Raw genomic sequence first — 25,308 nt, forward strand, 5'->3', positions numbered from 1 at the left:
CTGACACATTTAGCCGTTCGAAGTGATCCGTTCTTCCTTCCTCGGATCAATTATGCGCCGGGGAGAGGCTGATCACGCCCCGACCTTCAGGATGGCCTTCAGCCCAGCTCGCATGACATCGGGGAGCGGACAGGGGCGCCGGCTCTCACGATCCACATAGACATGTACAAACCGGCCAGACGCAGATGCCTGGCTCTCGCCTTCCCGGAAAATCGCCGTTTCATAAATGACACTCGAATTTCCAAGGTGATCGACACGGACGCCGACGGAGAGCCTTTCTGGATAAGACAGCGCAGAATAGTATCTGCACCCCGTTTCGACGACCAGCCCGATCACCCGGCCCGCATGAATATCAAGACCACACTCCGCAATGAGATAGGCGTTCACCGCCGTGTCGAAATAGGAATAATAGACGACATTATTGACATGTCCGTAGACATCATTGTCAGACCACCGCGTCTCTATCGGATGGATATATCTGAACTCCTCGCGCGAAGGACGTTGTTCACCAGGCTTGCTCATAGATACTCAATGCGTCCTCATAAGATATTTCTCTGGGGTTGTTGATGAGTAGCCGGGTCTGCTTCATCGCATCCGACGCGAGATCAGAAAGCCGGTCCTGAGGAACGCCAAGATCTCTGAGCTGCTGCCTCAAGCCGACCCGCTCGCATAATTCAGACATGTAATGCGCGAATTTTCCTGCGCGGCTTTCATCACCACCCTGCCCGTCCCCGGTCAGATGTGTGTATAGTTCTGCATACTGCTCTTTTGCAGATAGCGCATTAAATTCCAGAACATATGGCAGGACAAGCGCATTCGATAAGCCATGCGGGAGATGAAATATCCCGCCCAATGGATAGGCCAGTGCATGAACACCAGCCACAGGCGCATTGGCAAATGCCTGCCCCGCCAGCATGGAGCCAAGAAGAGCATCAGACCGAGCGGTGAGATCCGTGCCGTCATCATAGGCGGCAGGAACCGCCGCTGACAGCAGGCTGAGCGCTTTTAACGCTAGTGCATCAGAAATCGGGTTCTTCTTGTGACGTGACGTATACGCTTCAATCGCATGAACCATGGCATCAAGCCCCGTCGCAGCCGTCACATGCCCCGGCAGTCTGATGGTCAATTCAGGATCGAGAATGGCGGCATCGGCATAGAGTACCGGCGACACAATACCGGATTTCGTCGTCTCTCCTGTCGTGACGATCGCAATCGGCGTCACCTCGGAGCCCGTCCCGGCTGTCGTCGGCACAAGGAAGAGCGGCTTTCGTCGGCCCCTGATCTGATCAATCCCGTACATCGACGCCAGATCCTGCTCCCCCTCCGCCAGAACGGCCAACAATTTTGCCGCGTCCAGAGAGCTCCCACCGCCTAGCCCAAGATAGCCGTCACACCCGGCACTCCGTGCCTTTTCCGTCATATCGAGCATGAGTTGTTCTGGTGGATCCGCAACGACATCATCGCAGATCGTGACCTTGACCCCGGCAGCAGAAAGAGAGGCACACGCATTGTCGAGCAGTCCCGCTTCTCGTACCCCTCGATCAGTTACCAGAAATATGGACGAGACGGATGATTCAGCCGCGAGATAATCACCGAGCGTCCGGGCCGCCCCTGCCTTCATGTAAATCTTTGGGACCGTGAGAAACTGAAAATCTGTCACCCTTGGCTCCCCTTCCCGGCTAAAGACCGGACGCAAAAATCGTTGCGCATACATTTTATAAAAATGAAACCGACCCCCGGCATGCGCACCGGGGATCGGCGTCAGATTGGTACGTTCAGATATCAGTAAGTGAACTGAATTTCCGCACCAATGATCTTACCCTTGTTGATGGGCGAAAATGTCGCGCCAGTCCCAGGCAACGCCGATGCAGGGCCGCCGGGGAAGTTTGGAGGTAACTGGGTGTCATTCCCGTATGTAATCTCGTCAAGAAGGTTCTTGCCGTAGACGGATACTTTCCATGCACCGCCCGCCGGCTGATAGCTGATGCTGGCATCAACAATATCAACTTCCGGCAACACACCCAGATTGTTGTCAGTATATTTGACATTGGAGCGGTGATTGTAATTAGCCCGAAGAACAAGCGACGAGCCGTTGGAAAGCGGCTGTTCATAAATCGCCCCGAGACCATAAGTCTGGGAGGCAAGCCTTGGCAGATCGAGCCGCAGGTCCTTTTCATCGACAACACCGTCACCGCTGATGTCAAACAGGACCTTGTCATAGTCACCCGAGATCAACCCCATCATCCCGGTAAGGACAAGATTGTCTGTCAGGGTCGCAACAAATTCCGTCTCGAAACCTTCAACGGTCGCATCGGCGGTATTCCGGATCTCCTGCACCACGCCTGCGGTCGGATCAGCACGGTTCACTTCCCGTTGAAGATCCGACAACTCGGTTGAGAACAACGCCGAGTTAACACGAAGCCTGTTCTCGAAAAGCTGCGCTTTGACGCCCAATTCCATGCTCTTGGCCGTTTCTTCCGAGAACGGTGTGAACGGGGCAACAGGTGATGTATTCCGGAAATTGAAACCCCCTGCCCGGACACCTTCGGTGTAGCTGGCATAGACCTGCAAATCTTCATTGGGCTGATATCTCACGCCCACGCGTGGGGTGAACTTACTCAAACCTGCTTCGAGATTGACGTCATAATTTGAGCAAGATGTGCGCGTGCAGTCATTGCTCGAAAAAATACGCTCAATGCTGCCTTCCTTGTCTTCGTCACTGTAACGACCACCAAGAATGAAGGTCACCTTATCCGTCACCATGATGTCGGCTTGCGCAAAAATCCCGTAGGTCGTGACATCCTGCTCACCGCCACCGATGAACGGGATGGGGGCAGACGGAATTTCCCGGTCTTCAATATAAAGAAGATCCTGCTCCATGTAGAAGATGCCCGCCGTCAGATCGACGCGGTCGTTCAAGCGACCCGAGTAACGCAATTCGTTCGAGAACTGCTCATGCTCGACAAGGGCATAGGAGTGGAAGACCGTGACCGGCGAAGAGTCGATATCGCCCAGCGATGTCGATTCATAATCACGGTACCCCGTAATGTTGGTGATTGTCCCATCACCGAAAGAGACATCCCAGTTGATCGTATTGGTGACTTGCGTCCATTTGGAATCAAACGAACCAAAATCATTGATCGAAACCTCAAAGTTCTCGCCATTGAGGCCCCGGTTCTGACCTGGGTTCGGACTCCCCTCGATATCGCCATGCTCGTATTTCAGTGTCCATTCGAGGTTTTCGCTCGGCGTCCAGCGCAAGGCGGGCCGAATGACGACCGTCGTCCGGTCGCCTAGATTGTCCCGGCGCAGCGCATCCGCCCCGATCAGACCGAGAATGGGCGCATCATTTTCGAAATAGCCTTCATCATCCTCATAAAGAATTCCAAGCTTCGCTGAGAGTTTACCTTCAACAACAGGCCCTGAAACAACCGCGTTCCCGCGATAGAGGAGTCCCGTTTCAATCGAGGCCTTGCCTTTGAAGACGAATTCATCACTCGGCGAGGATGTCTGCATGACAACAGCACCAGCTGTCGCATTCCGTCCAAAGAGAGTTCCTTGCGGACCACGAAGTACTTCGACGCTCTCCAGATCGAAGGTATCGAAAATCACCCCAGTGTTGATCGCAAGTGGCACACCATCATAGACAAGAGCGACTGCCGGATCGATAGAGGGAATTGAACTGTTGACCGCGACACCACGGATAGAGAAGTTTGCCGTGCCCGGAATTGTTCCGATATCTTCGAGTTGAACATTCGGCATGGAGAAGCTCAGGCTCTGAATGTCCCTGACGAACAAGGCGTCAATTTGTTCTTCGCCAAAAGCCGAGACCGCTACAGGCGTATCCTGAAGGTCTTCACCGCCCGCCTTTTTAGTCCCCTTGACGACGACTACGTCTCGGAATGCATCAGTCGTAGATTGGCCTTCCTGAGCTTGCGACGCAGCCATGATGGCCACGACCGAAGCCATCCCCATCAAGAGTATTTTTCCTGAATTCTTTATCATTGTATTCTCCCTATGTTTTTCTGGATCTGTTTTTATTTTTCGGCGTCACTTTCCAGAAACAGTGCTCGCCACCAAAGCTTGGCCAGAGAGTTGGCCATCAGCTCAATCTCCTGTTGATCAGGCATTCTTTCCAATTGAACAATCCGTATATAGACGTAATGTTCATTCATATTGCCGAGCGCTTCACCGATGAATTCAACATCAGTCGACTCCGGCAATATCCCATTCTTGATCAGGCTCCGCAGCCACCCTTTAGTCCGGGCGAAAAACCTGTCGCGCAATTCAATCCAGGTCGGAAAAAAGTGATCTGACTGCGGGCTCGCCGCCGCTTCATATGCGGCGATAAACAGTCGCTGATGTTCAGTATAGTACGTAATGTATCGAACATTCCGCTCTGCCAACTGCGCCTGCGTCAGAACTGACTCGTCTCCGTCCTGTCGGCCGGTCACTTCCAGCAAGCCGCGGAAAAAGGGCTTCAGGATTTCGAGGAAGATGACATTCTTATTCTCGAAATGCCGATAGAAATTACCGATGGCGACACCAGCATTGCCCGCAATGTCGGCGACACGTGCGCCATGATAGCCCTTCTCACGAAAGGCTTTCTCTGCACCCTCGAGAAGCTTTTGCCTTGTGGCCTCGCCCCTTGCGGACAACCGCGGACGCTCCTGAATATCCAGCGCGTTGTCCACCTTAGGCGATTGTTTCCTCAAAGCTTTTTGCATTGTGTACTCAGCTGCCCCCGAGCATCGCGATGTTTATGAGCTCAATGTGAATGCGACGTCATGTTCACAATACATGACAATTCGACGCTTGAAAAGTTCTAGACCTCAGCGCCGGGAAAGAACTTTATTAGCTGCCCTCGCGCCCAAGGACGAACGCGCAGCGCTATTGGAGCCCCCCCCCCCCCCCCGCTAACGCTCATGAACCCCGTGACAGAGCAATATCTGATGGATCCAAAAGATTCGCATACTGATCCATGAAACAACTCACGGACACACGGCATCAGTCATAATGAGCTCGCCAAGCCGGTCGGCGGCCCCGTCCGGCCCCTCCCCGCGACCTCCAACTGCGCCCAATTTACAAGATCGCACTTTTCATTCATTTAGCGCTAAGTTAATGAACTGAATTGCAAGCGACCTCCCCGGCCAGCCAATGATGCCGGGCAGAGGAGATAAAGGGAGGCACATATCATGACGGCCGACGGCGTCGCATTCAGCTCTATCCTTGCCTATCACGCGCAGCGCACCCCTTCGCGCGCGGCCCTCATCACAGCGGATGAGAGCCTCACCTTCGAAGAGCTCGACGCGAAAGCAAACCGGCGCGCACGGCTTCTTGCATCGCGCGGCGTTAAAGAAGGCGACTTTGTCACCATCGCCCTTCCCAATGGCGTGGATTTCTATGAGAGCACCTTTGCGATCTGGAAGCTCGGCGCGATCCCCAATATCGTCTCGGCAAAACTTGCCCGGCCGGAGATGGAGGCGATTCTCGATATTGTCCGGCCAAAGATGTTCATTGGCTCGCCACCCTCACCTGACATTCCAAGTTTTGACGGTGACAAGTCAGCGCTTGAGGCTTTCTCCACCGATCACTTGCCGGAAATCGTCTCCCCGCACTGGAAAGCGATGACCAGCGGTGGTTCAACCGGGCGCCCCAAGGTGATCGTTGATGCCATGCCGTCAAGATGGAACCCGGATGAGGGATTTCTTTGTCAGCAGCCGAATGATGTGATCCTCAACCCCGGACCACTTTATCACAACGCACCATTTCACTGCATCCATATGGGGTTTTTTGTCGGCGCCACCATTATCGAGATGGGAAAATTCGACGCGCTTCGCTCACTTGAACTGATTGAACAGCACAAGGTCAATTGGGTCACCATGGTGCCGACCATGATGCACCGTATCTGGCATTTAGGACCGGAGGTCCTGTCGCGTTTCACCCTGCCGAGCTTGCGCCTGATGATGCATATGGCGGCCCCTTGCGCGCCATGGCTGAAAGAAGCCTGGATCGACTGGCTCGGCAGTGAACGGGTCTGGGAGTATTACGGCACAACCGAGGGAACGGGTTCGACCATCATCTCAGGCACAGACTGGCTCGAGCATCCAGCGTCTGTCGGCCGGGTCCGGGACGGTTATGAGATGAAAATTCTCGATGCGGAAGGTCAGCCCTGCCCGCCAGGCACAGTCGGTGAAATCTTTTTCCGTCCTGAAGGAGGGCCGGGATCGACCTATCATTATATGGGGAGTGAGCCCCGGCGGATCGGCGAATGGGAAGCGCCGGGTGATCTGGGCTCGATCGATGAAGAGGGCTATTTATATCTCTCGGATCGACGGAATGACCTCATCATCTCAGGTGGCGCGAATATCTACCCCGCCGAGGTCGAAGCCGCGATTGATGCGCATCCTGACGTCAGGAGCAGCGCCGTGATCGGCCTGCCGGATGAGTATTGGGGAGCGTGCGTTCACGCGATCGTTCAGAAGGCAGATCACGCATCGCTTAGTGAAGAAGACCTCACGGATTTTATCGCGAGCCGGCTGACGCGATACAAGATGCCCAAATCGATCGAATTCACGAGCGAACCCTTGCGCGATGAGGCCGGCAAAGTCCGCCGCGCGGCATTGCGTGAGGCAAGGATCAGCTAGTTTTTCAACGCCGAGACTTTAAAAATGCCAAGGCCAGCCCTTTACTTGCGGGCTGGCTTTTTCTTTCGCTTGCGATTGTAGACAGCATCAAGGCCGCCCACCATAAAGGTCACAAAGCGCTCTCTCACGGCTTCGAAATCATCCGACGCACACAGACCACCTGACAACCGATCGATCCGGCCCGTCCGTGACAGGATCAACGTATAGGCGCCTGAGGTGAACTGGAAACACCAGAACAAATCCTCAGGATCTGCATCGGGCAATGCTTTTTTGAGAAGGTCGATCAGCCGCAAGACGAGCGGATCGAAATAGACGTCCATCTTCTCGGCGCCATAGCCCGGCGCGTTGTTCACCTGCGCAAAGATCCGGCCAAAATTTCGCCAGCCATCTTCCTCATTGATGTAAACGTCAAACGCGCCGTCATAATAAGCGCGTAAAGCTCCCTCGACGGTGGGATTGTCCCCCACTTCCTCTTCATACGCATCGAGGCCCGCCGTCCGTACCGAGACCGCAAATTCAACCCGTCGGTCAAAGACAGCGTCGAACAGCGCCTTTTTCCCATCGAAGTAATAATGGATCAGCGCCGCATGGATGCCCATCTTGTCGGCGACATCCTTGATGGTCACCCCGAAATATCCGAGCTGCGCAAAAAGATCCTCACTCGTATCAAGGATCTGTTTTACGGTCGCAGCGCGTTGTTCAGCGCGAGTCCGCCGCTTCACTTTCGGCGTTGATGCCATGACGTCCGGCCTTCCCCGTTCGGATGCATCCGTCAAAAAACGCTATCCAACCAATCATTTGGCCCGACGATGAGGCGCTGCCCCCTTTCAGTCAACGGTCGTGAATCGGCTAAATTTTATTTAGCACTAAATAAATGAACTTGACCGCTTCCACTTTCGTGCGGTACCGATTCACAAACAGGCAAATAAATGCCGAGGGAGGGAAGCAAGATGAACACGTTGAAATCACTGAAGAAATTTGCCCTGTCGGGCAGCTCAATCCTGGCCTGCGTGCAATTCGCCGGCATCGCCATGGCGCAGTCCACTGATGTAGATACCGCCGTTTCCGCCGCTGAAGACCAACCGGCCGAAGAGCGCGGCGACACCATCGTCGTCACCGGCTCCAGCATTCGCGGCGTTCCGCCCACGGGCTCGAACCTCATCAGTGTCGACCGCAACAGCATCGAGACGATCTCAGCGGCAACCACCGCGGATCTGCTGACGACCGTGCCGCAGCTCAACAGTTTCAATTCCGTCGCAACAGCTAGCCTTGACGGTTTTGGCTCCTTTGCCCCCGGCATGCGCGGCCTGCCGGCTAGTGCGACCCTGCCGCTGATGAATGGCCACCGTCTGGTAGCCGCGGCTGCGAATGAGACGAACCCGGATTATCCCTTCATCCCCAGCATTGCGATTGAGCGGGTGGAGATCGTCGCTGATGGCGCTTCCTCGATTTATGGTTCTGACGCTGTTGCTGGCGTTGTGAACTTCATCACGCGAAAGAATTTTTCCGGCGCAGAAGTCTCCGTGAATTACGGCGTTGCGGATGAATATCAGGCCTTCACGTTCAACGGCATTATCGGACGCGAATGGGATGGCGGCTCAGTTCTTGCTGCCTATCAGTACGCAGAGAACTCGAATATCACCGGCGGTGACAGAGATTACCGCATCCTGGATTTCACGCCTTTTGGCGGCATCGACACGCGGGGCACTTCTTGTCCCTCCCCGAATGTCCTTGTGGATTCCACTTTCTATGCCGTGAACTACGCAGCACCTGACTTAGTACCCGGCACGACCAATTACTGTGATAATGGGGCTGTGGCCGATCTGGTCCCCGACTCCCGCATTCACAGCCTTTTTGCCTCCGGCCATCAGGATCTGAGCGAGAACGTAACCGTCTGGGGAGAAATCTTGTTTTCGAACATGCGCGATGAAATTCGCGCCGCTCCGCCCGTTCAGGCGCAGTTCATCACAAGCGCCAATCCCTTCTTCCAGGCGCCTCCGGGCTCCGGCGCGACCGTTGAATATGTTCAGTTCCGCCCCGATAATCTGATCGGTGACGACCATTTCCTGAACACGGATGAAAGACGGGTCGGCAATTCCTCATTCGGCGTTGACTTCAGCCTGCCGCATGACCTGAATTTGAGCGTCTACGGTACATATAACTGGGCTGAGAATGACGCCTTCATTCCGTCCATCAATACCGCAGCGCTGAGCGCCGCAGCCGCCGGCACGACGACCGACACGGCGCTCGATCCATTCGGCACGATGACCGCCCCTGCGGTCGTAGCGGCCATTCTTGACTCGTCCACCACGGTCAATATTGATCAGGTGACCAAGCTTGCGGCCGTTAAGCTCGATGGGCCGCTCGGCGAACTCCCCGGCGGAGAAATGAAATTCGCCATTGGCGCTGAAGCGCGCCGCGAGACCTTTGAGCAGTCGGGATTTGTCGGCGCGACGCCCGTCCCCGAGGATCTCGAGCGGGATATCACATCCCTTTACGGCGAACTCTTCATTCCGATCACAGATGACGGGGAGTCTGTCTTCAGAAATCTCTCAGTGTCCCTGTCGGGCCGGTATGACGATTACAGCGATTTCGGCTCGACCACTAACCCGAAGATTGGCGTCAACTGGACGCCAACGGACAGCCTCAATCTGCGCGGCTCTTACGGTACGTCCTTCCGGGCCCCGGGGATGCGACAGGTCGGCGCAACGGTCGGCGCCTATTATCTTGATGCGGCCAATTCGGCTGTTTTCGCCAATGACCCGACCCGCGGTCTTGCTCAGGTCAACACGGTCTACCTGCTTGGTGGCAATAGCGACCTTCAGCCTGAGGAAGCCACAACCTATTCATTCGGCGCGGATTTCACTCCGTCCTTCCTGCCGGATCTGAATGCCAGCGTCACATACTATAACATTGAGTATACGGAGGTTATTGGCACGCCATCAGCAGCCATCGTATTCACGGATCCGACTTTCGCCTCGATCGTCTATCGTGATCCGACGCCGACCGAACTTTCAGACCTCTTGTCGATTGCCGTTCCGGTCAATCTGCCAAGTCCATTGCCGGCCATCGGCAACCTGCTTGACCTGCGGCTCAACAATTTCGGCATTCGGGAGACGGACGGCCTCGACTTCAATGTGAACTATCGCTGGACGACAGACTTTGGCTCCGTCTTTGCCGACGTAACGGGGAATTACATTCTCAATTACGACTCCCAGCAATCCCCGGCGGCACCGGTGGCGGATAGCCTGAAACTGGGCATCCCGCGTAGTACGGCACGCGCTACGCTTGGCGCAGTATCAGGGCCCGTCTCGGTTTTTGGCTTCGTCAACTATCGCGAAGGTATCACCAACAATTTCTCGACCCCGACGGGTGTCAGCTCCTACGACGCCAATTCGTATACGACGGCCGATCTTCGCGTCTCATGGCGCCTGCCGGATAGCGGTGCAACGCAAGGGGCGTCCCTCTTGCTTCAGGTCGATAATATCTTTGATCAGGACCCGCCTTTCTTCCCGGCAACCGATGGAATCGGCGGGCAATACAATCCGATTGGACGTTACATCGCTCTGAACATCAGAAAATCCTTCTGAGCACGGCGGGATCATGAGCCGAACTGCACCAATCGAGGCGGATGAAGATATCAGCCGTGCTCACGGATTTGATCCCGCAAAGCTCGCCCAAATCGGCCCGGCTCTTCAGGCCTATGTCGATGATGGCGAGCTGGCAGGGATCGTCACCCTCACATCGCGCGCCGGTGAGATCGTTCAGTCAGACGCATTGGGGTGGAGCGATATTGAAAGCCGGACCCCCATGCGGCCCGACACGCTTTTCCGTATCGCCTCCATGACCAAGCCTGTGACGTCAGTTGCGGCGCTGATGCTGATCGAGGACGGCCTGATCGCGCTGGATGATCCTGTTTCACGCTGGCTTCCCGAACTCGCAAACCCCCGTGTCCTGAGGAATGCAGCTGGGCCGCTGGAAGATACCGTGTCAGCGGAACGCGAGATCACGGTCGAAGACCTTTTCACACACCGGTCTGGCATCGCCTACGGATTTTTCTCTGAAGGCCCGATCAAGAGCGCCTATGACCGCGTGTTGGGTGATCCCGGCATGAACCGCCAGACAGTTGATGAGTGGTTGGCAGCGCTTGGCAGCCTCCCTCTTTCCTATCAACCGGGCGAACGGTTCCACTACGGACATTCAACGGATGTCCTCGGCTTTCTGGTCGGACGCATTCTGGGCAAGCCGTTTCGTCAGGTTCTCAAGGAACGTATCTTTGAGCCTCTTGGCATGACGGATACCGATTTCTGGATACCTGCAGAAAAACGCGAGCGGCTTGCCAGCCTTTATAGATATGATGAGCAGGCCGGGCGTCTCGCCCGAGTTGAACTCGATATGTATGAGGCACCGCCGGACTATACGCCGGGCGGTGGCGGCCTTATCTCCTCTGCTTCTGATTATCACCGCTTTGCCCGGATGCTGCTCGGTCATGGCGCCGTCGATAATGTACGCCTGCTGAAACTAAAGACGGTCGATCTCATGATGACCAACCGGCTGACGCCATCGCAGCGTCATATTCCCTTTGCCGGCATGCCGCTCTGGGAGAAATCGGGTTTCGGTCTCGGTGTGTCGATTACTGAAGATCCGATCGACAACCCCTATTCATCCGGTCCCCCCGGCACGATCACATGGCCGGGCATTTTTGGCACCTGGTGGCAGGCAGACCCGGTCAACGACCTCGTGATGATCTACATGATCCAGCATCAGGTGCCGGTCTCAGCAAATTCAGGCTCGACAATAGCGACAGGCCGCGGTGCCGTCGGACGCCGCGCGCTCCCGGTCTATCAGCACGGCATCTATGCCGCTCTCGATCCTCATCCCGATACGGACTGACATCGCAAATCCAGACAGGCCGTAATGGAAGAAACTGTTTGCGGAGTGGACAGCAGATCATGAATTCGACAGTGACACACCCGGCAGCTTCCAGCTCTGCCCGCAGCACACCCCTGACCCGCCGCTTCAAGGCCGCATACGGATTCGGCTCGATGGCGGATGGGATCGTCGCGGCAGGTTTCGGGTTTTTCCTCCTTTTCTACCTGACTGCCGTATGCGGTATGTCGGGCACATTGGCCGGTACAGCCAAGCTGATCGCACTATTGGTAGATGCCGTCGCCGACCCGGCTATTGGGCTTGCCAGTGATCGAGCACGCTCTCGCCTGGGCCGTCGCCTCCCTTTCATGATCGGAAGCCTTTTGCCATTTGCCCTGGCATTCGGCCTGCTTTTTACGATTCCCTCACTTCTCTCCGGGGGGCAACAATTCCTGTTCGTCACCATCTGCCTCGTGACGCTCCGCCTCTCACTATCATTCTTTGTACTGCCCTTCACCGCGGTCGGTGCAGAGGCTACCGATGATTACGCTGAGCGCGCGAGCATCGTTTCCTACCGCCTGACCTTTCAGAATGCCGGCATCTTATTCGGGGTGGTGATGGGCTTGGGTGTTTTCATGTCAGGCCCAAGCAGTCTTTTGGCAGCAGAGAAATATATCCCCTATGCGTGGACATGCGCTGCCGTCATGCTGGTTGCTGGCGTCATTGCGATTAGGGCGGTTTTTAGTGCCCTACCAAGGCTGCATGGGGCCAAACCGGACGAGACCCCTTTTCTTTCCGGCTTCATCAGAGAGTTGGCGGAACTTTCCCGCAACCGCTCTTTCCTTGTTCTTTTTGGCACGGTGCTGACTTATTTCCTCGCCTACTCTGCACACGTTTCACTCGCCCTTCATGCGAGCCGGTATTTCTGGAACCTTGATTCACGTGCGATCCAGCTCGTTCTTCTCAGCACGACACTAGGCCCTCTTCTGGGCGGCCCGATCAGTGCCTTTGCCTTGAGGTATATCGAAAAGCGGACGCTTTCGATCGCCGCCTTCCTTGCCATCGCGATCTTCCTGATGTGGCCGCCTTTGCTTCAGCTTTATGGTCCCTTCTCGCTCGATCCGGCTGCGGCAACCGTCATCCTGTTCGTCAACGGACTTCTTGTCGGCACCGCCATCATGATTGGCGGAGTGGGCTTCCAGTCCATGCTGGCCGACACGGCCGATGAACATGAATGGCTCTTCGGCGTCCGGCGTGAAGGGCTCTTCTTCTCCGGCCTCACACTGGCCTATAAGGCCGCGTCCGGCCTTGGCGGATTAATTGCCGGGATCGCCCTCGATCTCATTCATTTCCCGACGGATCTTTCGGCCCGTGAGCCGGGGCAGGGTATTCCGCAAGACATTCTTGACAGGCTCGCCCTGATTTCCGGCCCGCTCCCTGCGCTATTTGCCCTGACAGCGCCCCTGTTCCTGTTCGGCTACCACCTGACCCGCAAAAAACACGCGCAGATCATTACCGACCTTGAGGAGCGCAAGGCGAAGGAAGCCGGGACCGGTAGCTGACCCGCTGGCGTACTCCCTCTGCCACTTCTCACAAAGCGGGCCGGAATTGCTGGCTGAGGTCAGCGAAGCTAATGTGTGTGGTGAGAATTGGTGCAGTGCGGCGCCATAGTGGAGATGACTTATGATCCGTATTGCTCTTTTCAGTGCTGCTCTATGTTTGCTCGGTAGCTGCGAGGCGACGGCACCTAGCAACGATGAGATGATCGTCGAGGCGCCTGCAGGTGACATTCGCGGGACGACAGCTGGCGGTACCGCACGCTTTCTCGGCATCCCATATGCGCAAGCCCCGATCGGAGATCTGCGCTGGCGCCCGACCGTCCCCCTTCCCCGCTGGGAAGGCGTCTACGAAGCAAGCGCTTCTGGCGCGGCCTGTGTGCAACCTTCCGCGCCTGAACACAGTATCTACTACACGCCCTATCCAAACCAGAGCGAAGACTGCTTGTTCCTTGATATCACCGCACCGTCTGATGCGCGCAGTGCGCCCGTGATGGTCTGGATACATGGCGGCTCTCTTCTCGGCGGCACCGGGAGTGATCCCATGTATGATGGTGCAGAATATGCAGACCGAGGGATCATCCTTGTATCGATCAATTACCGTCTCGGGGCCCTCGGCTATATGGCGCACCCTGAGCTGAGCGCTGAATCACCGGAGAACATCTCAGGTAATTACGGCCTGATGGACCAGATCCAGGCATTGGAATGGGTGCAAGATAACATCAGCGCTTTTGGCGGTAACCCGAACAATGTGACGATTGCCGGTGAATCGGCAGGTGCGCTGAGCGTTCTATATCTCATGGCGTCACCGGAAGCCAAAGAACTGTTCCATCGCGCCATATCACAGAGCGCCTATATGGTGACGATGCCTGAGCTCCGGAACAGTTCGTTTCCGGATATTCCTGCCTCGGAGCCGACTGGCGTCTGGCTCGCAGGCCAGTTGGGCGCCGGAAATGTCGCAGAACTCAGAGCCATGAGCGCCGAGGACATCACTCTTCGCGCGACGAAAGCAGGCTATTACCCACAGATAAGTATCGACGGGAAATATGTGACCGGACAGTTGGTCGACATCTTTGACAAAGGTCAGCAAGCACAGATCCCTGTCCTAGCCGGCTATAATGAGGGCGAAATCCGCTCCCTGCCGATCCTTCTCCCTCCCGCGCCGGATAATGCCGCGAGCTATGAGGAAGAAATCCGTCAGCGGTATATCGAGTTTGCAGACCGTTTCCTCGACCTCTATCCGGCAAGCGACATTCCCGAAAGCATGAAAGCCACCACGCGCGACGCGATTTACGGATGGACAGCGGAGAGACTTGTCGCCTCTCAGGCGAATAGCGGCATTCCATCCTTCCTCTATTTCTTCGATCACGGATATCCAGCTGCCGATGAAGCAGGTCTTCATGCATTTCACGGTGCAGAAATGCCGTTTGCCTTTGGCACGATGTCATCGGTGCCGCCGAACTGGCCCGAAATTCCTGCCACCGCAGAGGAACAGGCACTATCGGATGCTATGCTCGATTATTGGGCGAGCTTTGTCCGTGACGGCGCCCCTCAAGCGGATGAGGCACCAGACTGGCAGCAATATGATCAGCACCGTGCCTATATGGCATTTGAAGACAGCCCCGTTGGCCGCGTCAATTTGCAGAACGGCTATGCTTTGCACGAGGCCGTCACTTGCCGAAGACGCGCCATACCTGGTCTTGCCTGGAGCTGGAATGTCGGCGTCATTGCCTATCCCTTGCCCGAGCGAGCACCGGACTGCGAATGAGGTTGCAAGCCGCCAAAGAAAAAGGCTTCCCCATCGCCAGATGAGGAAGCCTGAATGTCACGTGTAGTCCGGGAGCGTATTAAAAATCGTCCCAGCTAGCTGGCGCTGCATTATTTCGCGTGTCGATCTAGTTACGCCGGCACATCGTAAATAAAGTTCGCGTCCGACAGATCATTTATCGACGTATTGATCAGTGTGAGGACATCTCCAGCACCAAAATCAAAAGTCAGATCTTGCCCATTGCTCGAGCTTATGGCGACAAGATCGTCGAAATCAGAGATAGAAGAGAAAGCTGAGACATCGACCCTGTCTTCCGCTTCATCAAAGTCAAAGATCACGTCACTTTCAAATCCAGCAGAGACGACAAAAAGGTCTGCCCCAGCTTCACCGAAGATCGTGTCGTCACCGGCACCACCAATGATAGTGTCATTTCCCTCTCGGCCGCTGAAGAAATCATCTCCATCTCCGCCGTCCAGGACATTGGCAACCGCATCCCCGATCAGCTTATCGTTGAAATCACCTGTCGTGACATTTTCGATGCCGAAGAGACGATCTCCGGCAGCTTCGTTCAGTGAACCACGAGTATTAAAGAGCCGTACCTCTACTGATCCAGTTGCGTCTGAATAATCGATCAGATCGGTTCCAGCATCCCCGAATACCGTGTCCGCACCAGCACCGCCAAGAACCGTATCATTTCCTTCACGGCCGCTGAAGAAATCATCTCCATCTCCGCCGTCCAGAACATTGGCAACCGAGTCGCCGATCAGCTTGTCGTTGAAATCACCCGTGGTGATGTTCTCAATTCCGAAGAACCGATCGCCTGCAGCCTCATTTAGAGAACCTAGCGTATTATAAAGGCGTACCTCGACAGAGCCGGTGGCCGTTGAATAGTCAATCAGGTCCGTTCCGGCATCCCCGAACATCGTATCCGCGCCAAGCCCACCGAGAATTGTGTCATTCCCTTCGCGACCGCTGAAAAAGTCACTTCCAGCGCCCCCGTCGAGAACATTGCCAACACCATCACCAATGAGTTTGTCGTTGAAATCACCCGTAGTGATGTTCTCAATTCCGAAGAACCGATCGCCTGCAGCTTCATTCAAAGAACCCAGCGTATTATAAAGGCGAACCTCGACAGAGCCGGTGGCCGTTGAATAGTCAATCAGGTCCGTTCCGGCATCCCCGAACATCGTATCCGCGCCAAGCCCACCGAGAATTGTATCATTCCCTTCGCGACCGCTGAAGAAATCGTTCCCTTCACCGCCGTCGAGCATGTTGGCTGCAGTGTCACCGATCAGCTTGTCATTTCCCGAGCCGGAAACAACATTCTCAATATTGAAATAAGTGTCCCCAGCGGCATCATTCAACGCACCGCTATTGGTGTAGAGGCGCACCTCAACTGCAGTGGTCGCCTCAGAGAAATCCAGCAGGTCTATTCCGTCCCCGCCGTCAATCGTATCGGCACCAGCCCCCCCATTGAGGATGTCATTACCGATGCCGCCATCAATAGAGTCGTTACCGCCTTCACCGCGCAGAGAATCGTCACCCTGCCCCCCAATGATGGTGTCACTACCCTCGCCACCGATGAGTGTATCATCAAACATATTGATCGCTCCGCATCACAATTCTGACAAATCCCAGTGCAACATTCACGCCAGCGTATAGCTTTGGATAGCCGTAGGCACAATTCATATCGCCCGCATAGTAAGTGATTGTGGCCCTTATATGATTCATCATCTAGAACCTTGCTGCATTGCGAAATACATGGAAACCCATAGCCTGCCGCATGCAATTTGAAGCTTATAACCGTGACGAAAATACACAAGCCTACGGCCACGATTACAAACGTCATGATCTTTGACGTTTAATGCCAAGCCTATGAAATATCCGCCACTGCAACACCGATTATCAGAGAGAAGATAGAATGGTAACAGCGATCGTACCATTGCGAGGCGGCTCTAAAAGTATTCCGCACAAGAATATAAAAGATTTCGCGGGCAAGCCGTTGTGCGCCTGGGCGCTCGAGGCCGCCTGCGCCGCAGAAAAAGTGGATAAGGTCTATGTCTCAACCGAGTCTGCCCTGATCAAAGAAGTGGTTGAAGGGTTGGGCCTCGACGTCATGGTCATCGACCGCCCCGAGCAACTGGCAGGAGACGAAACGAGCACAGAAGAAGTACTCATGCACTTCATTGAGAACGTCACTTCAGATGTGATTTGCACAGTTCAGGCGACGTCCCCCCTTGTCACGGCCGCAGACTTTGATCGCGCGATCGAAATGTTCTCCCAAGGCGGATACGACTCGCTCCTGACAGCCGTCAGACAAAAGCGGTTCTTCTGGACTGATGATTTCCGCCCCATCAATTATGATCCGCAAGCCCGCCCCCGGCGACAGGACTTCAACGGAACCCTGATGGAGAATGGCGCCTTTTATCTCACGAAGCGTGAAACGCTGCTTCAAACTGGTAGCCGTCTGGGGGGCAGAATTGCCGTGTATGAAATGCCATCAGAGACAGCAGTAGAGATCGACGAGCCGCACGACTGGCTGGAAGCTGAAGCCCTTCTTCGGGGACGAGGACGAACATGATTGTACAAAAGAGTTACTCCCAATACATCGTATTCCATGAAGATACCCTCGCTTCTGCCTTGCAGAAGATCAGCCTCAACCAACATCGGATGGTTTTCGTGGTCACGGAGAGTGGCCACCTCAGCGGGGCACTGACAGACGGTGACGTGCGGCGTTGGCTATTGAATGCCAGCCAGATCAATCTTGATACCCCCGTGTCGCAGGTCATGAATGCCACCTGCATCTCCGCGTTCGTTGATGATCCCAGAGAAAAAATCGCTGCGCTTTTGAGCAGCAAAGTACTTGCCGTCCCGCTTTTGGACATTAACCACCGTGTCGTGGCTGTCGCGATTGCAGGTGAACAGACAATTCAGCTCGGTGATCGGCGCATCAGCGCAGATGACCCCGCCTTCGTGATCGCGGAGATCGGCAATAACCATAATGGCAGCCTCGAGCATGCGATAAGGCTCATCGATCTGGCAGCAGAAGCCGGTGTCGATTGCGCAAAATTCCAGATGCGAGACATGAAAGCCATGTATCGCAAGCTCGAAGGGCAAGCTGACGCCAAAGAAGATCTGGGCGCTCAATATACGCTCGATCTGCTGGCAAAATTCCAACTCAGTGACGAAGATCTCTATCGGGCATTCGACCACTGTCAGGCACGCAATCTGGTGCCATTATGTACACCCTGGGACGAGGAATGCCTGCACAAGCTGGATCGTTATGGCATGCCCGGCTTCAAGATCGCATCAGCAGATTTTACAAATTACGACCTGCTTTCTGCAACAGCCGCTCTCAACAAACCGATGTTCTGCTCAACCGGCATGACATCTGAAAATGAGATCATGAAAGGCATTGAACTTCTACAAAACTCCGGATGCCCTCATGTTCTTCTCCATTGCAATTCAACTTATCCGACCCCGGACAAAGACGTGAATCTCCGCTATATGACGCGCCTTGCGGAGCTCAGTCATGGGGTTGTTGGATATTCGGGTCACGAACGCGGCATCCAGGTGCCGATTGCCGCTGTCGCTCTGGGCGCTCGGGTCATTGAAAAACATTTCACCACCGATCGCGGCATGGAAGGAAATGACCACAAGGTCAGCCTGTTGCCTGACGAACTGGCCGAAATGGTCCGTGGGATAAGGCAGATCGAGGAAGCCATGGGCTCGGAGAACGAGCGCGAGCTTTCCCAGGGTGAAATGATGAACAGGGAGGTGCTCGCCAAGAGCCTGATCGCGACTGTCGACATTCCCGCCGGCACGACGGTTACGGCTGATATGGTCGACACAAAAAGCCCCGGACAAGGCATGCAGCCTAATCGAAAGGGTGAACTGATCGGCGCGGTACTGACAGTCGACAAACAGGCTGGGGATTTCTTTTTCCCAAGCGATCTGGAGAGCGAAAGCATTCAGGCTAGGGACTATAGCTTCGATAATCCCTGGGGCATTCCAGTCCGGTATCATGACCTGATGTCCCTGTCGGCGATGTCCAATATGGACCTTCTGGAAATTCATCTCAGCTACAAGGATATGGAGCTGGATTTCCGAAAATTCTTCAGTGATCCACTGGATATGGGCTTGGTGGTTCACGCACCGGAGCTATTCTCCGGTGACCACACGCTGGACCTTTGCAGTCCTGACCCGGACTACCGCAAGCGTTCCATTAGCGAGATGCAACGGGTCATCGATTTGACACGTGAGCTGAACACATATTTTGCTCGCACCCAGACGCCGCCAATTGTGACCAATGTTGGTGGTTTCACAACAAATGGCGCCCTCCCCCCTGATCAACGAGCGGCTCTTTATGACAGGGTTGCAGAAAGTCTTTCGCAGCTGGACTGCGGTGGGGTTGAGATCATTCCTCAGACCATGCCGCCATTTCCGTGGCATTTCGGGGGGCAAAGCTATCACAATCTCTTCGTTGATGGGGACGAGATAGATGCGTTCTGTAAGCGCCACGGGATGCGCGTCTGCCTTGATGTTTCACACTCCAAGCTTGCCTGCACGCATTCAAAGAAATCTTTCGGACAGTTTCTCGAGAAGGTTGCGCCTCATACGGCGCATTATCATCTCGCGGACGCAAAAGGTGTCGATGGAGAAGGTCTTCAGATCCTCTCTGGCGAAACGGATTGGAAGGAAGTCATTGAACTCATGCAAAAGCTCTCTCCGAGAGCAAGCTTTATCCCTGAAATCTGGCAGGGTCATAAGAACAATGGCGAAGGCGCGTGGATCGCTCTTGAACGGCTGGAGCGTATCGCTCACGAAGGCAGGTAGGGAGCAGAGAACTGACGGGGACCGATGAGGCTCCTCGATCTTTTTCACTGGATGTCAAAGCTGATCGGACATTCTCTGCCACCCATTGCGTAAACATATTACTCTTGATGCAGGCTGATAATGACAAGTTCCCGCACCCTTGAAATAGGCAAAAGGATTTCGGGGACTGTTCCTGTACGAAGCGATGCTCCGCTCGTGACAGTGATCACTGTTGTCTACAATAATGCAGCCACTCTCCAGCGATGCATCGATTCCGTGATCGGTCAGGATTGGCCGGAGATTGAGTATATCATCATCGATGGAGGCTCGACGGACGGGACAGTCGACATTATTCGCGCGAACGAAGCGCACGTAGATTACGCCATTTCCGAACCGGACGGCGGGATTTATGATGCCATGAATAAAGGCATTCGACTGGCGCAGGGCGACTTCATCGCCCTTATCAACTCCGATGACTGGCTTGAGCCTGACGGCATTCGGGTCAGCATCGAAAACATCCTGCGTCATTCGGCAGACGTCTCAATCGGCTTTGCGAATGTGTGGGATAAGGACGATAAATTCAGTCATATCTGGAAGATCGGCAATTTTGACGCCCGCATCCTCACTTCGGGTATGAGTTTCTGCCATCAAGCGCTCATTGCCTCCCGTCGGGCATATGAAATCGTCGGTGAATTCGATGACAAAATTCGAATTTCTTCCGACTACAAATGGATTAAACAGCTTTACCTGGCGGATCTGAAAACTGTTTTTACCGAAGTGCCGGTCGTCAATTTCTCTTTCGATGGGGTTGCAGCAAATAACCGCGATATCTGGAAAGAGGAGTGCAAGGATCTGCTCACAGAGCAGTTTTCCTTCCTGCCCCATGATGACGTTTCAGCATTCCTCGAATATGTTTATCGGGATGCAGCACTGGATCAGAATGCTGTCACCAATCTGGTGATGCGGTCAGGTGAATCTCCGCTTCTCCTGCAATCCCTGTCGCTCGTCTTGCTCGATAAATTATACAATCTCGAGCTTGCTAAACAGAATGTCGTTTCGGCAGCCAATCGCAAGGAACTCAAAACACCAGTTCGCGGCGCCCTTTCGGCAGGTGCCCATACAGAGCATGGTCCGAAAATATCCGTCATCATTCCCGTTTATAACGTCGAAGATTATCTCGAAGAATGCGTACAGAGCGTCCTCAGTCAGTCCCTTCAAGACATTGAAGTCATCTGCGTGAATGATGGCTCACCGGACAATAGTCAGACCATTTTGGAGAGATTTGCTGACCAGGATGAACGCATACGTATCATCGAGAAGGAAAATGGTGGACTATCCTCAGCGCGAAACGCCGGCATACGCGCCGCTCGCGGGGAATACATCCATTTTCTGGATAGTGACGATTACATCAAGCCCGGCATGTATGAGAAGCTCTACGCCCATGCCAAGAGAAATCGGCTGGATCTGGTAAAATCCAATCTGGGGTTCATCAATGAGGTCTACCCCACGAAGCGCCCTCTTCTGCCGGACTCTGAGGTTTTCAGATTTGAAGACCAACCCGCTGTCGCGCAATTTATTTCGCCGTGTACGGCTCTTTATAGCAGCGCCCTCATGCGTCGCGTAACACCCTTTACAGAAGGCATGACCTACGAGGACCGACCCTTCAATTGGGAAACACTGATAAAAGCAGAACGCATCGGTCATATCGATGAGGTATATTACATGTACCGCGTCGACCGGATTGGTTCAATTATGTCCAATCGCAGCGGAAACATGCGGCATTTCGATGCTTTTCGTGCAGTTGATCAGATCCGTGACTACCTCATTCAGTCTGACCAGATGGAAAAATACCGGCTGGAATATGTCAAGGAGCTGTTGCGCGTCTACTCCATGCTGGTGGACATAAATGCTATTCCGAGACAAGCATACGGACGTTTTTTTTGGGAGATCCACGAACGGCTAAACGAATTTCCAGTCACAATTGAGGAAATTAACCGCACGAATCTGCCGCCGAGAGTAAAATACTTATACGAATTTTTCTTGGTCACCGCACCCGTTCGCGAACAGAAAACGATGGGCGAGCGCTATTTCTTCCACGGCACTTCATACGAGGCCACCTCAATTCAATATGCAGGCTCCTCCTGCGAGTATTTCATGATCGCCGAGGAGAAGATCAGACGAAGCTTTTCCGAGAACACTTCTGACGAAAAAGAAGTTTTCATTGAAGCTTTCCTCATAAGCTCGATGTTCGAACTCATTCATTATACTGATGTTAAATCCACTTCAGCCGTATTGAGCAGACTATCATCACTGGAACATTTCATCCGTGAGTATGACAATTTCCAGATTCTTCTGGATGTCCTTCACGCTGTCACGCCTGAAGACGTGCCGGATGTGGTACATCATCTCGGGTTCCAGTATTCGCAGTCACCCAACTACCAGGCCTGCCGTGACGTCGTCGAAACCTACATGGAAGAAAAAGAGCTTCAAATTAGGTTTCTCACCTTTGATGACATATTCACTGATAAGTATCCGGATGAATTATCGGCGCCATTAGCGAAATGTATTGAGGAGCTGAAATCCCGCAAAATTCAGACTTATGCGCTCTCCCAGATGGTATCGGTACGGTATCACATAAGCTCCCATCTGGATTTAAGCGAGCTGAAGACTTTCACGACACTTTTCATGCACTCCGCACCAGAATCTTACCTGATCGAGCTCCTTAAACATCGTTGCAAAGTTATTTTTGTGCCGCACGGGCTACCTCAAGTCTCTCTTCTGACGAAGCGGCCTGACATTGTTCTGGCCCCGACCAATGGGGACGAATGGCAGCACGCTTATCCAAACGCCAGGATAGCCCATGTTGGATGGCCCGAAGTCTTGCCCCTCCCCCCGGCTCGACGAGCCCTTGCCGCTGAACGCCCGGAAGTCATGTTCCTGTCGCAAGTCGAGGGAAGCCGGGTGCACATGCTTGATGATTTTATCGCGCTGTTTAATGCCTTTCTGGCGGGCATTCAGCACATCGATCCGGATAACTGCGACATCAACATTCGCCTACGGAATGAAGCTGAACTGGATCTGCTCGACATCAATTTGGTTGCAGCAGCCCTCTCCAGGAAGAATGTCCACCTGACGACATCCGGCAGCGGCCCTATTGCCGAGACGAATCCGGATCTGATTGTATCCGCGACCAGCACCGGCCTGCTCTATGGTCAACATCTCGAAGTTCCCTGCCTTCAGCTCATCAGTACTCGGCTAAAACAACACTGGCCCTACGAGATAGTAGAACCCGCACAGCAGCTCGATTTCAGTTGCGATCCATCTGAGATCAGTGATGTCGTGATGAGGCTGATCGGCAAGGGTAAGATCACCCCAAATTATTGCCAGCTGAGCAAATCTGATCGCCATGCCATTTTAGATGAAATCTACAACGCTCACTGAAAATATCAGGGGGCTGAGTTAATTACTCGTACACACGCGACATCCGCTCCCGATTGAACCGCGGGAGATATCGATATCTAATGCACCGGATTACTTGAGTACTATTTTTCTTCCGGATCATCGCCGGCAGCTTCCCGTACAGGAAATGCCGTCCTGCCCTCTTCCTTTCCCCTGTTTATGTAGTGGAGAAGAGGATTCAGATTAGAGACCCGGACATCTGGATATTTCAGCAAATAGCTTTGCGAGCAAAAATCCAGGCTAGCTGCACGGCCTTCTCGTCCACCATATTTGAAATAGTGGGCCGCTGGATCAACAGATGAAGCTTTTAGGTCAGGATATTTTTGTAGGTACCATTCCCCGTTAAAATACTCAGAATTACGTATTCTACGAATATGTCTCCGTATAGTGAATGAATGTAATAAGCGTCTGAATTTATGGATAAGACCTTTCGAGCCTGCCCCATCCAAATGGTCATATCTTTGTGCATTTCGCTGAGCTGATTTCTCGAATAATTCTCTGAGAGCTTCCGTTTCCGCTCTCGAAGATGCGTTTTCCTCTTTGAGACGGCTGTTTTCAGTATGTAATTTGCTGATCAGCGACTCTTTTTGTTCGACCGAGGACAATAACTTGCTGATCACATTGGATTTGATCTCGGTGCTTTCTTTCAGAGCAAGAATTCTTCTTGCCGCAGAAGTTACATTCAGCTCCAACTCCTGAGCTTTTTTGGTCACCTCATGGAAATCTGTTTCTAACTGCGTATAATTTTGGTCTAATTCAGTCAGTGTCGCGTTCAGTTCTACCTTGTCGCGTTCCAAGGCATGTATTTTCAGTTCTTCAGTCTGCAATTGTTTAGTTAGTGCCTCACGCGCATTTATCAGATTAATATTCTCTTCACAGACCGCTTCATTCTCAGAACGAGCATTTTCAAGATCCGCACGAACTTCTGTATTCTCCGAGTACGCACTTTCCAGTTTTGCTCGCATCGCATCAACTTCGGTGGACAATTGCTTTAACTGCTCCTCCGATTTCGCTCTGGAACCTGCCGCTTGTGACAGTTCTTTTCTATGCGCTGCTTGCAGCGATGATATGTTTTTAGACGCAGCTTCAGATTCCAGCATCAAGACCCGGGAAGCCTGTTCCGGCTCCAAAGTATCTATCCAGCGGCCAGGGGTCCCATCGGATGTGATATGATCGTGATGTAAATTCCGTTCAGGGTTCAGCAGAAGGAATTTTGTCCCCTCCTCATCCTGATTTGATGTCCACAGGCTATCGCCCGGCACTTCCACCTTGACGTAATCCATTTTCTGGAGCCGATCTTTTTGGGCAGCCAGCGTGAGATCGTCCGCCAACTCTACAATCTTTTGCGGCGAAATCTCAAGCTTCAGGACACGCGCAATCTTCGCCAATTCCAGCTGGCCTGATATGAAGATGTCTTCATAGCGGCTTACATTCAGATTAGACTCCGCAAGGAAATGATACTTTGTTTCTATGGCACTTTTAATGCCCGGTAGGTGTTCCTCAAAACTGCTCGATGTCTTTCGTATCAACGACGCGGCCATATCGAGACTGTTTCGATATACATAAAACGCATGTATGTCAGGGTCTGAGAGTAATGCACTCATACGAGAATCAAAAAAATGGAACTTTAGGATTTGTACTCGAGTACTATCCTGTTTTTTTTCGTACACGGCTTTAATATCTTCAAACGTCTCTACATAAGAAGCATCGAATGATATATTCGCCGTCGTCAGGATATCCTGCACCATATTGAGGTGAAGCGTCGATCCAGATCGGATCATGCCGGAAATGAAGATGATCATAAGCTGGCGCTGAACCCAATCAATTTGGCCATGAGTGCGAAAACGTAGCGAGCTTGAAATCGCATAAATAGGTTAGTTTGACGACCCCTACAGCTGACTTTCGAAAAATTCGCTAAGCGATACTAGCGTAGTGATAATCACTTCGTTCTGGCTCTCGGTACACCCGCCTTGTCGCGAGGAATCAAAACGACGAGAAGATCCGCAAGAGATCCCTTGCTCCACCGATGCGCCCATATCTGAGTAGGTGCAGCAAATCGTCGACACACAATTTACGCCTTGTACTAAACCATCCAGAAAACCCCACCCAACCACCCATCATCAAGTCTATGCGCACGGGCCACATACTCTCTGATTGTGCGCCCGGATGCTTCCCCTCTCCATAGGTGTACGGA

15 protein-coding genes are annotated in these 25,308 nt (G+C 53.5%); 8 read left to right on the plus strand and 7 right to left on the minus strand.

Annotated features, from left to right (window positions below; genetic code table 11):
* Positions 1 to 72 precede the first annotated feature (72 nt).
* The 4 genes from DX908_RS06210 to DX908_RS06225 all read right to left on the minus strand — a co-directional run bounded on the left by DX908_RS06210 (position 73) and on the right by DX908_RS06225 (position 4,694).
* Positions 73 to 522 (minus strand): acyl-CoA thioesterase, encoded by a 450-nt coding sequence (locus tag DX908_RS06210; RefSeq protein ID WP_116391543.1) that lies wholly within the window; start codon positions 520 to 522, stop codon positions 73 to 75.
* Positions 506 to 1,660, minus strand: a complete 1,155-nt coding sequence (locus DX908_RS06215; RefSeq protein ID WP_199564610.1) for an iron-containing alcohol dehydrogenase — start codon at positions 1,658 to 1,660, stop codon at positions 506 to 508. The genes DX908_RS06210 and DX908_RS06215 overlap by 17 nt, the downstream gene beginning before the upstream one ends.
* A gap of 122 nt (positions 1,661 to 1,782) precedes the next feature.
* Complete coding sequence (locus DX908_RS06220; protein WP_158548540.1) at positions 1,783 to 3,969, minus strand: TonB-dependent receptor; 2,187 nt, start codon at positions 3,967 to 3,969, stop codon at positions 1,783 to 1,785.
* A 68-nt stretch (positions 3,970 to 4,037) separates the two neighbouring features.
* Positions 4,038 to 4,694 (minus strand): TetR/AcrR family transcriptional regulator, encoded by a 657-nt coding sequence (locus tag DX908_RS06225; protein ID WP_158548542.1) that lies wholly within the window; start codon positions 4,692 to 4,694, stop codon positions 4,038 to 4,040.
* A 501-nt stretch (positions 4,695 to 5,195) separates the two neighbouring features.
* On the opposite strand from DX908_RS06225, the gene DX908_RS06230 reads away from it, so the two are divergent.
* Complete coding sequence (locus tag DX908_RS06230; protein WP_116391547.1) at positions 5,196 to 6,647, plus strand: AMP-binding protein; 1,452 nt, start codon at positions 5,196 to 5,198, stop codon at positions 6,645 to 6,647.
* 41 nt (positions 6,648 to 6,688) lie between these two features.
* Here DX908_RS06230 and DX908_RS06235 read toward each other — a convergent pair whose 3' ends face one another.
* The gene (locus DX908_RS06235) at positions 6,689 to 7,387 is read right to left on the minus strand and encodes a TetR/AcrR family transcriptional regulator (RefSeq protein WP_116391548.1); all 699 of its coding nucleotides are present in this window, start codon (positions 7,385 to 7,387) and stop codon (positions 6,689 to 6,691) included.
* Positions 7,388 to 7,597: 210 nt separating this feature from the next.
* Between DX908_RS06235 and DX908_RS06240 the strand changes: the two genes are divergently transcribed.
* From DX908_RS06240 to DX908_RS06255, 4 genes are all read left to right on the plus strand, one after another.
* Positions 7,598 to 10,237 (plus strand): TonB-dependent receptor plug domain-containing protein, encoded by a 2,640-nt coding sequence (locus DX908_RS06240; protein ID WP_116391549.1) that lies wholly within the window; start codon positions 7,598 to 7,600, stop codon positions 10,235 to 10,237.
* A 13-nt stretch (positions 10,238 to 10,250) separates the two neighbouring features.
* A complete protein-coding gene (locus DX908_RS06245; protein WP_116391550.1) occupies positions 10,251 to 11,540 on the plus strand; it encodes a serine hydrolase domain-containing protein in 1,290 nt (429 codons plus the stop codon).
* Positions 11,541 to 11,599: 59 nt separating this feature from the next.
* On the plus strand, positions 11,600 to 13,078 hold the full coding sequence (locus DX908_RS06250) for an MFS transporter (RefSeq protein ID WP_116391551.1): 1,479 nt from the start codon (positions 11,600 to 11,602) through the stop codon (positions 13,076 to 13,078).
* A 121-nt stretch (positions 13,079 to 13,199) separates the two neighbouring features.
* Positions 13,200 to 14,840, plus strand: a complete 1,641-nt coding sequence (locus DX908_RS06255; RefSeq protein WP_116391552.1) for a carboxylesterase/lipase family protein — start codon at positions 13,200 to 13,202, stop codon at positions 14,838 to 14,840.
* A 131-nt stretch (positions 14,841 to 14,971) separates the two neighbouring features.
* Here DX908_RS06255 and DX908_RS06260 read toward each other — a convergent pair whose 3' ends face one another.
* The gene (locus DX908_RS06260) at positions 14,972 to 16,441 is read right to left on the minus strand and encodes a calcium-binding protein (RefSeq protein WP_116391553.1); all 1,470 of its coding nucleotides are present in this window, start codon (positions 16,439 to 16,441) and stop codon (positions 14,972 to 14,974) included.
* Between the two features lie 320 nt (positions 16,442 to 16,761).
* Here DX908_RS06260 and DX908_RS06265 point away from each other — a divergent pair, with 320 nt between their 5' ends.
* From DX908_RS06265 to DX908_RS06275, 3 genes are all read left to right on the plus strand, one after another.
* Positions 16,762 to 17,421: an acylneuraminate cytidylyltransferase family protein gene (locus DX908_RS06265; RefSeq protein ID WP_116391554.1), complete on the plus strand. Its 660-nt coding sequence runs from the start codon at positions 16,762 to 16,764 to the stop codon at positions 17,419 to 17,421.
* On the plus strand, positions 17,418 to 19,676 hold the full coding sequence (locus DX908_RS06270) for an N-acetylneuraminate synthase family protein (RefSeq protein ID WP_116391555.1): 2,259 nt from the start codon (positions 17,418 to 17,420) through the stop codon (positions 19,674 to 19,676). Before DX908_RS06265 ends, DX908_RS06270 begins: the two co-directional genes overlap by 4 nt.
* 195 nt (positions 19,677 to 19,871) lie before the next feature.
* Positions 19,872 to 23,096, plus strand: a complete 3,225-nt coding sequence (locus tag DX908_RS06275; protein ID WP_158548544.1) for a glycosyltransferase — start codon at positions 19,872 to 19,874, stop codon at positions 23,094 to 23,096.
* Between the two features lie 101 nt (positions 23,097 to 23,197).
* Here DX908_RS06275 and DX908_RS06280 read toward each other — a convergent pair whose 3' ends face one another.
* Positions 23,198 to 24,916, minus strand: a complete 1,719-nt coding sequence (locus tag DX908_RS06280; RefSeq protein ID WP_116391557.1) for a sulfotransferase domain-containing protein — start codon at positions 24,914 to 24,916, stop codon at positions 23,198 to 23,200.
* Positions 24,917 to 25,308: the final 392 nt, after the last annotated feature.

This window comes from Parvularcula marina (genome assembly GCF_003399445.1).
Lineage (GTDB): Bacteria > Pseudomonadota > Alphaproteobacteria > Caulobacterales > Parvularculaceae > Parvularcula > Parvularcula marina.

Bases quoted from the DNA above. Each gene is read 5' to 3' on its own strand.
- DX908_RS06240 (WP_116391549.1), top strand. From the start codon at position 7,598: ATGAACACGTTGAAATCACTGAAGAAATTTGCCCTGTCGGGCAGCTCA.
- DX908_RS06220 (WP_158548540.1), bottom strand. From the start codon at position 3,969: ATGGCTTCGGTCGTGGCCATCATGGCTGCGTCGCAAGCTCAGGAAGGC.
- DX908_RS06250 (WP_116391551.1), top strand. From the start codon at position 11,600: ATGAATTCGACAGTGACACACCCGGCAGCTTCCAGCTCTGCCCGCAGC.
- DX908_RS06255 (WP_116391552.1), top strand. From the start codon at position 13,200: ATGATCCGTATTGCTCTTTTCAGTGCTGCTCTATGTTTGCTCGGTAGC.
- DX908_RS06235 (WP_116391548.1), bottom strand. From the start codon at position 7,387: ATGGCATCAACGCCGAAAGTGAAGCGGCGGACTCGCGCTGAACAACGC.
- DX908_RS06270 (WP_116391555.1), top strand. From the start codon at position 17,418: ATGATTGTACAAAAGAGTTACTCCCAATACATCGTATTCCATGAAGAT.
- DX908_RS06260 (WP_116391553.1), bottom strand. From the start codon at position 16,441: ATGTTTGATGATACACTCATCGGTGGCGAGGGTAGTGACACCATCATT.
- DX908_RS06230 (WP_116391547.1), top strand. From the start codon at position 5,196: ATGACGGCCGACGGCGTCGCATTCAGCTCTATCCTTGCCTATCACGCG.
- DX908_RS06280 (WP_116391557.1), bottom strand. From the start codon at position 24,916: ATGATCATCTTCATTTCCGGCATGATCCGATCTGGATCGACGCTTCAC.
- DX908_RS06245 (WP_116391550.1), top strand. From the start codon at position 10,251: ATGAGCCGAACTGCACCAATCGAGGCGGATGAAGATATCAGCCGTGCT.
- DX908_RS06210 (WP_116391543.1), bottom strand. From the start codon at position 522: ATGAGCAAGCCTGGTGAACAACGTCCTTCGCGCGAGGAGTTCAGATAT.
- DX908_RS06265 (WP_116391554.1), top strand. From the start codon at position 16,762: ATGGTAACAGCGATCGTACCATTGCGAGGCGGCTCTAAAAGTATTCCG.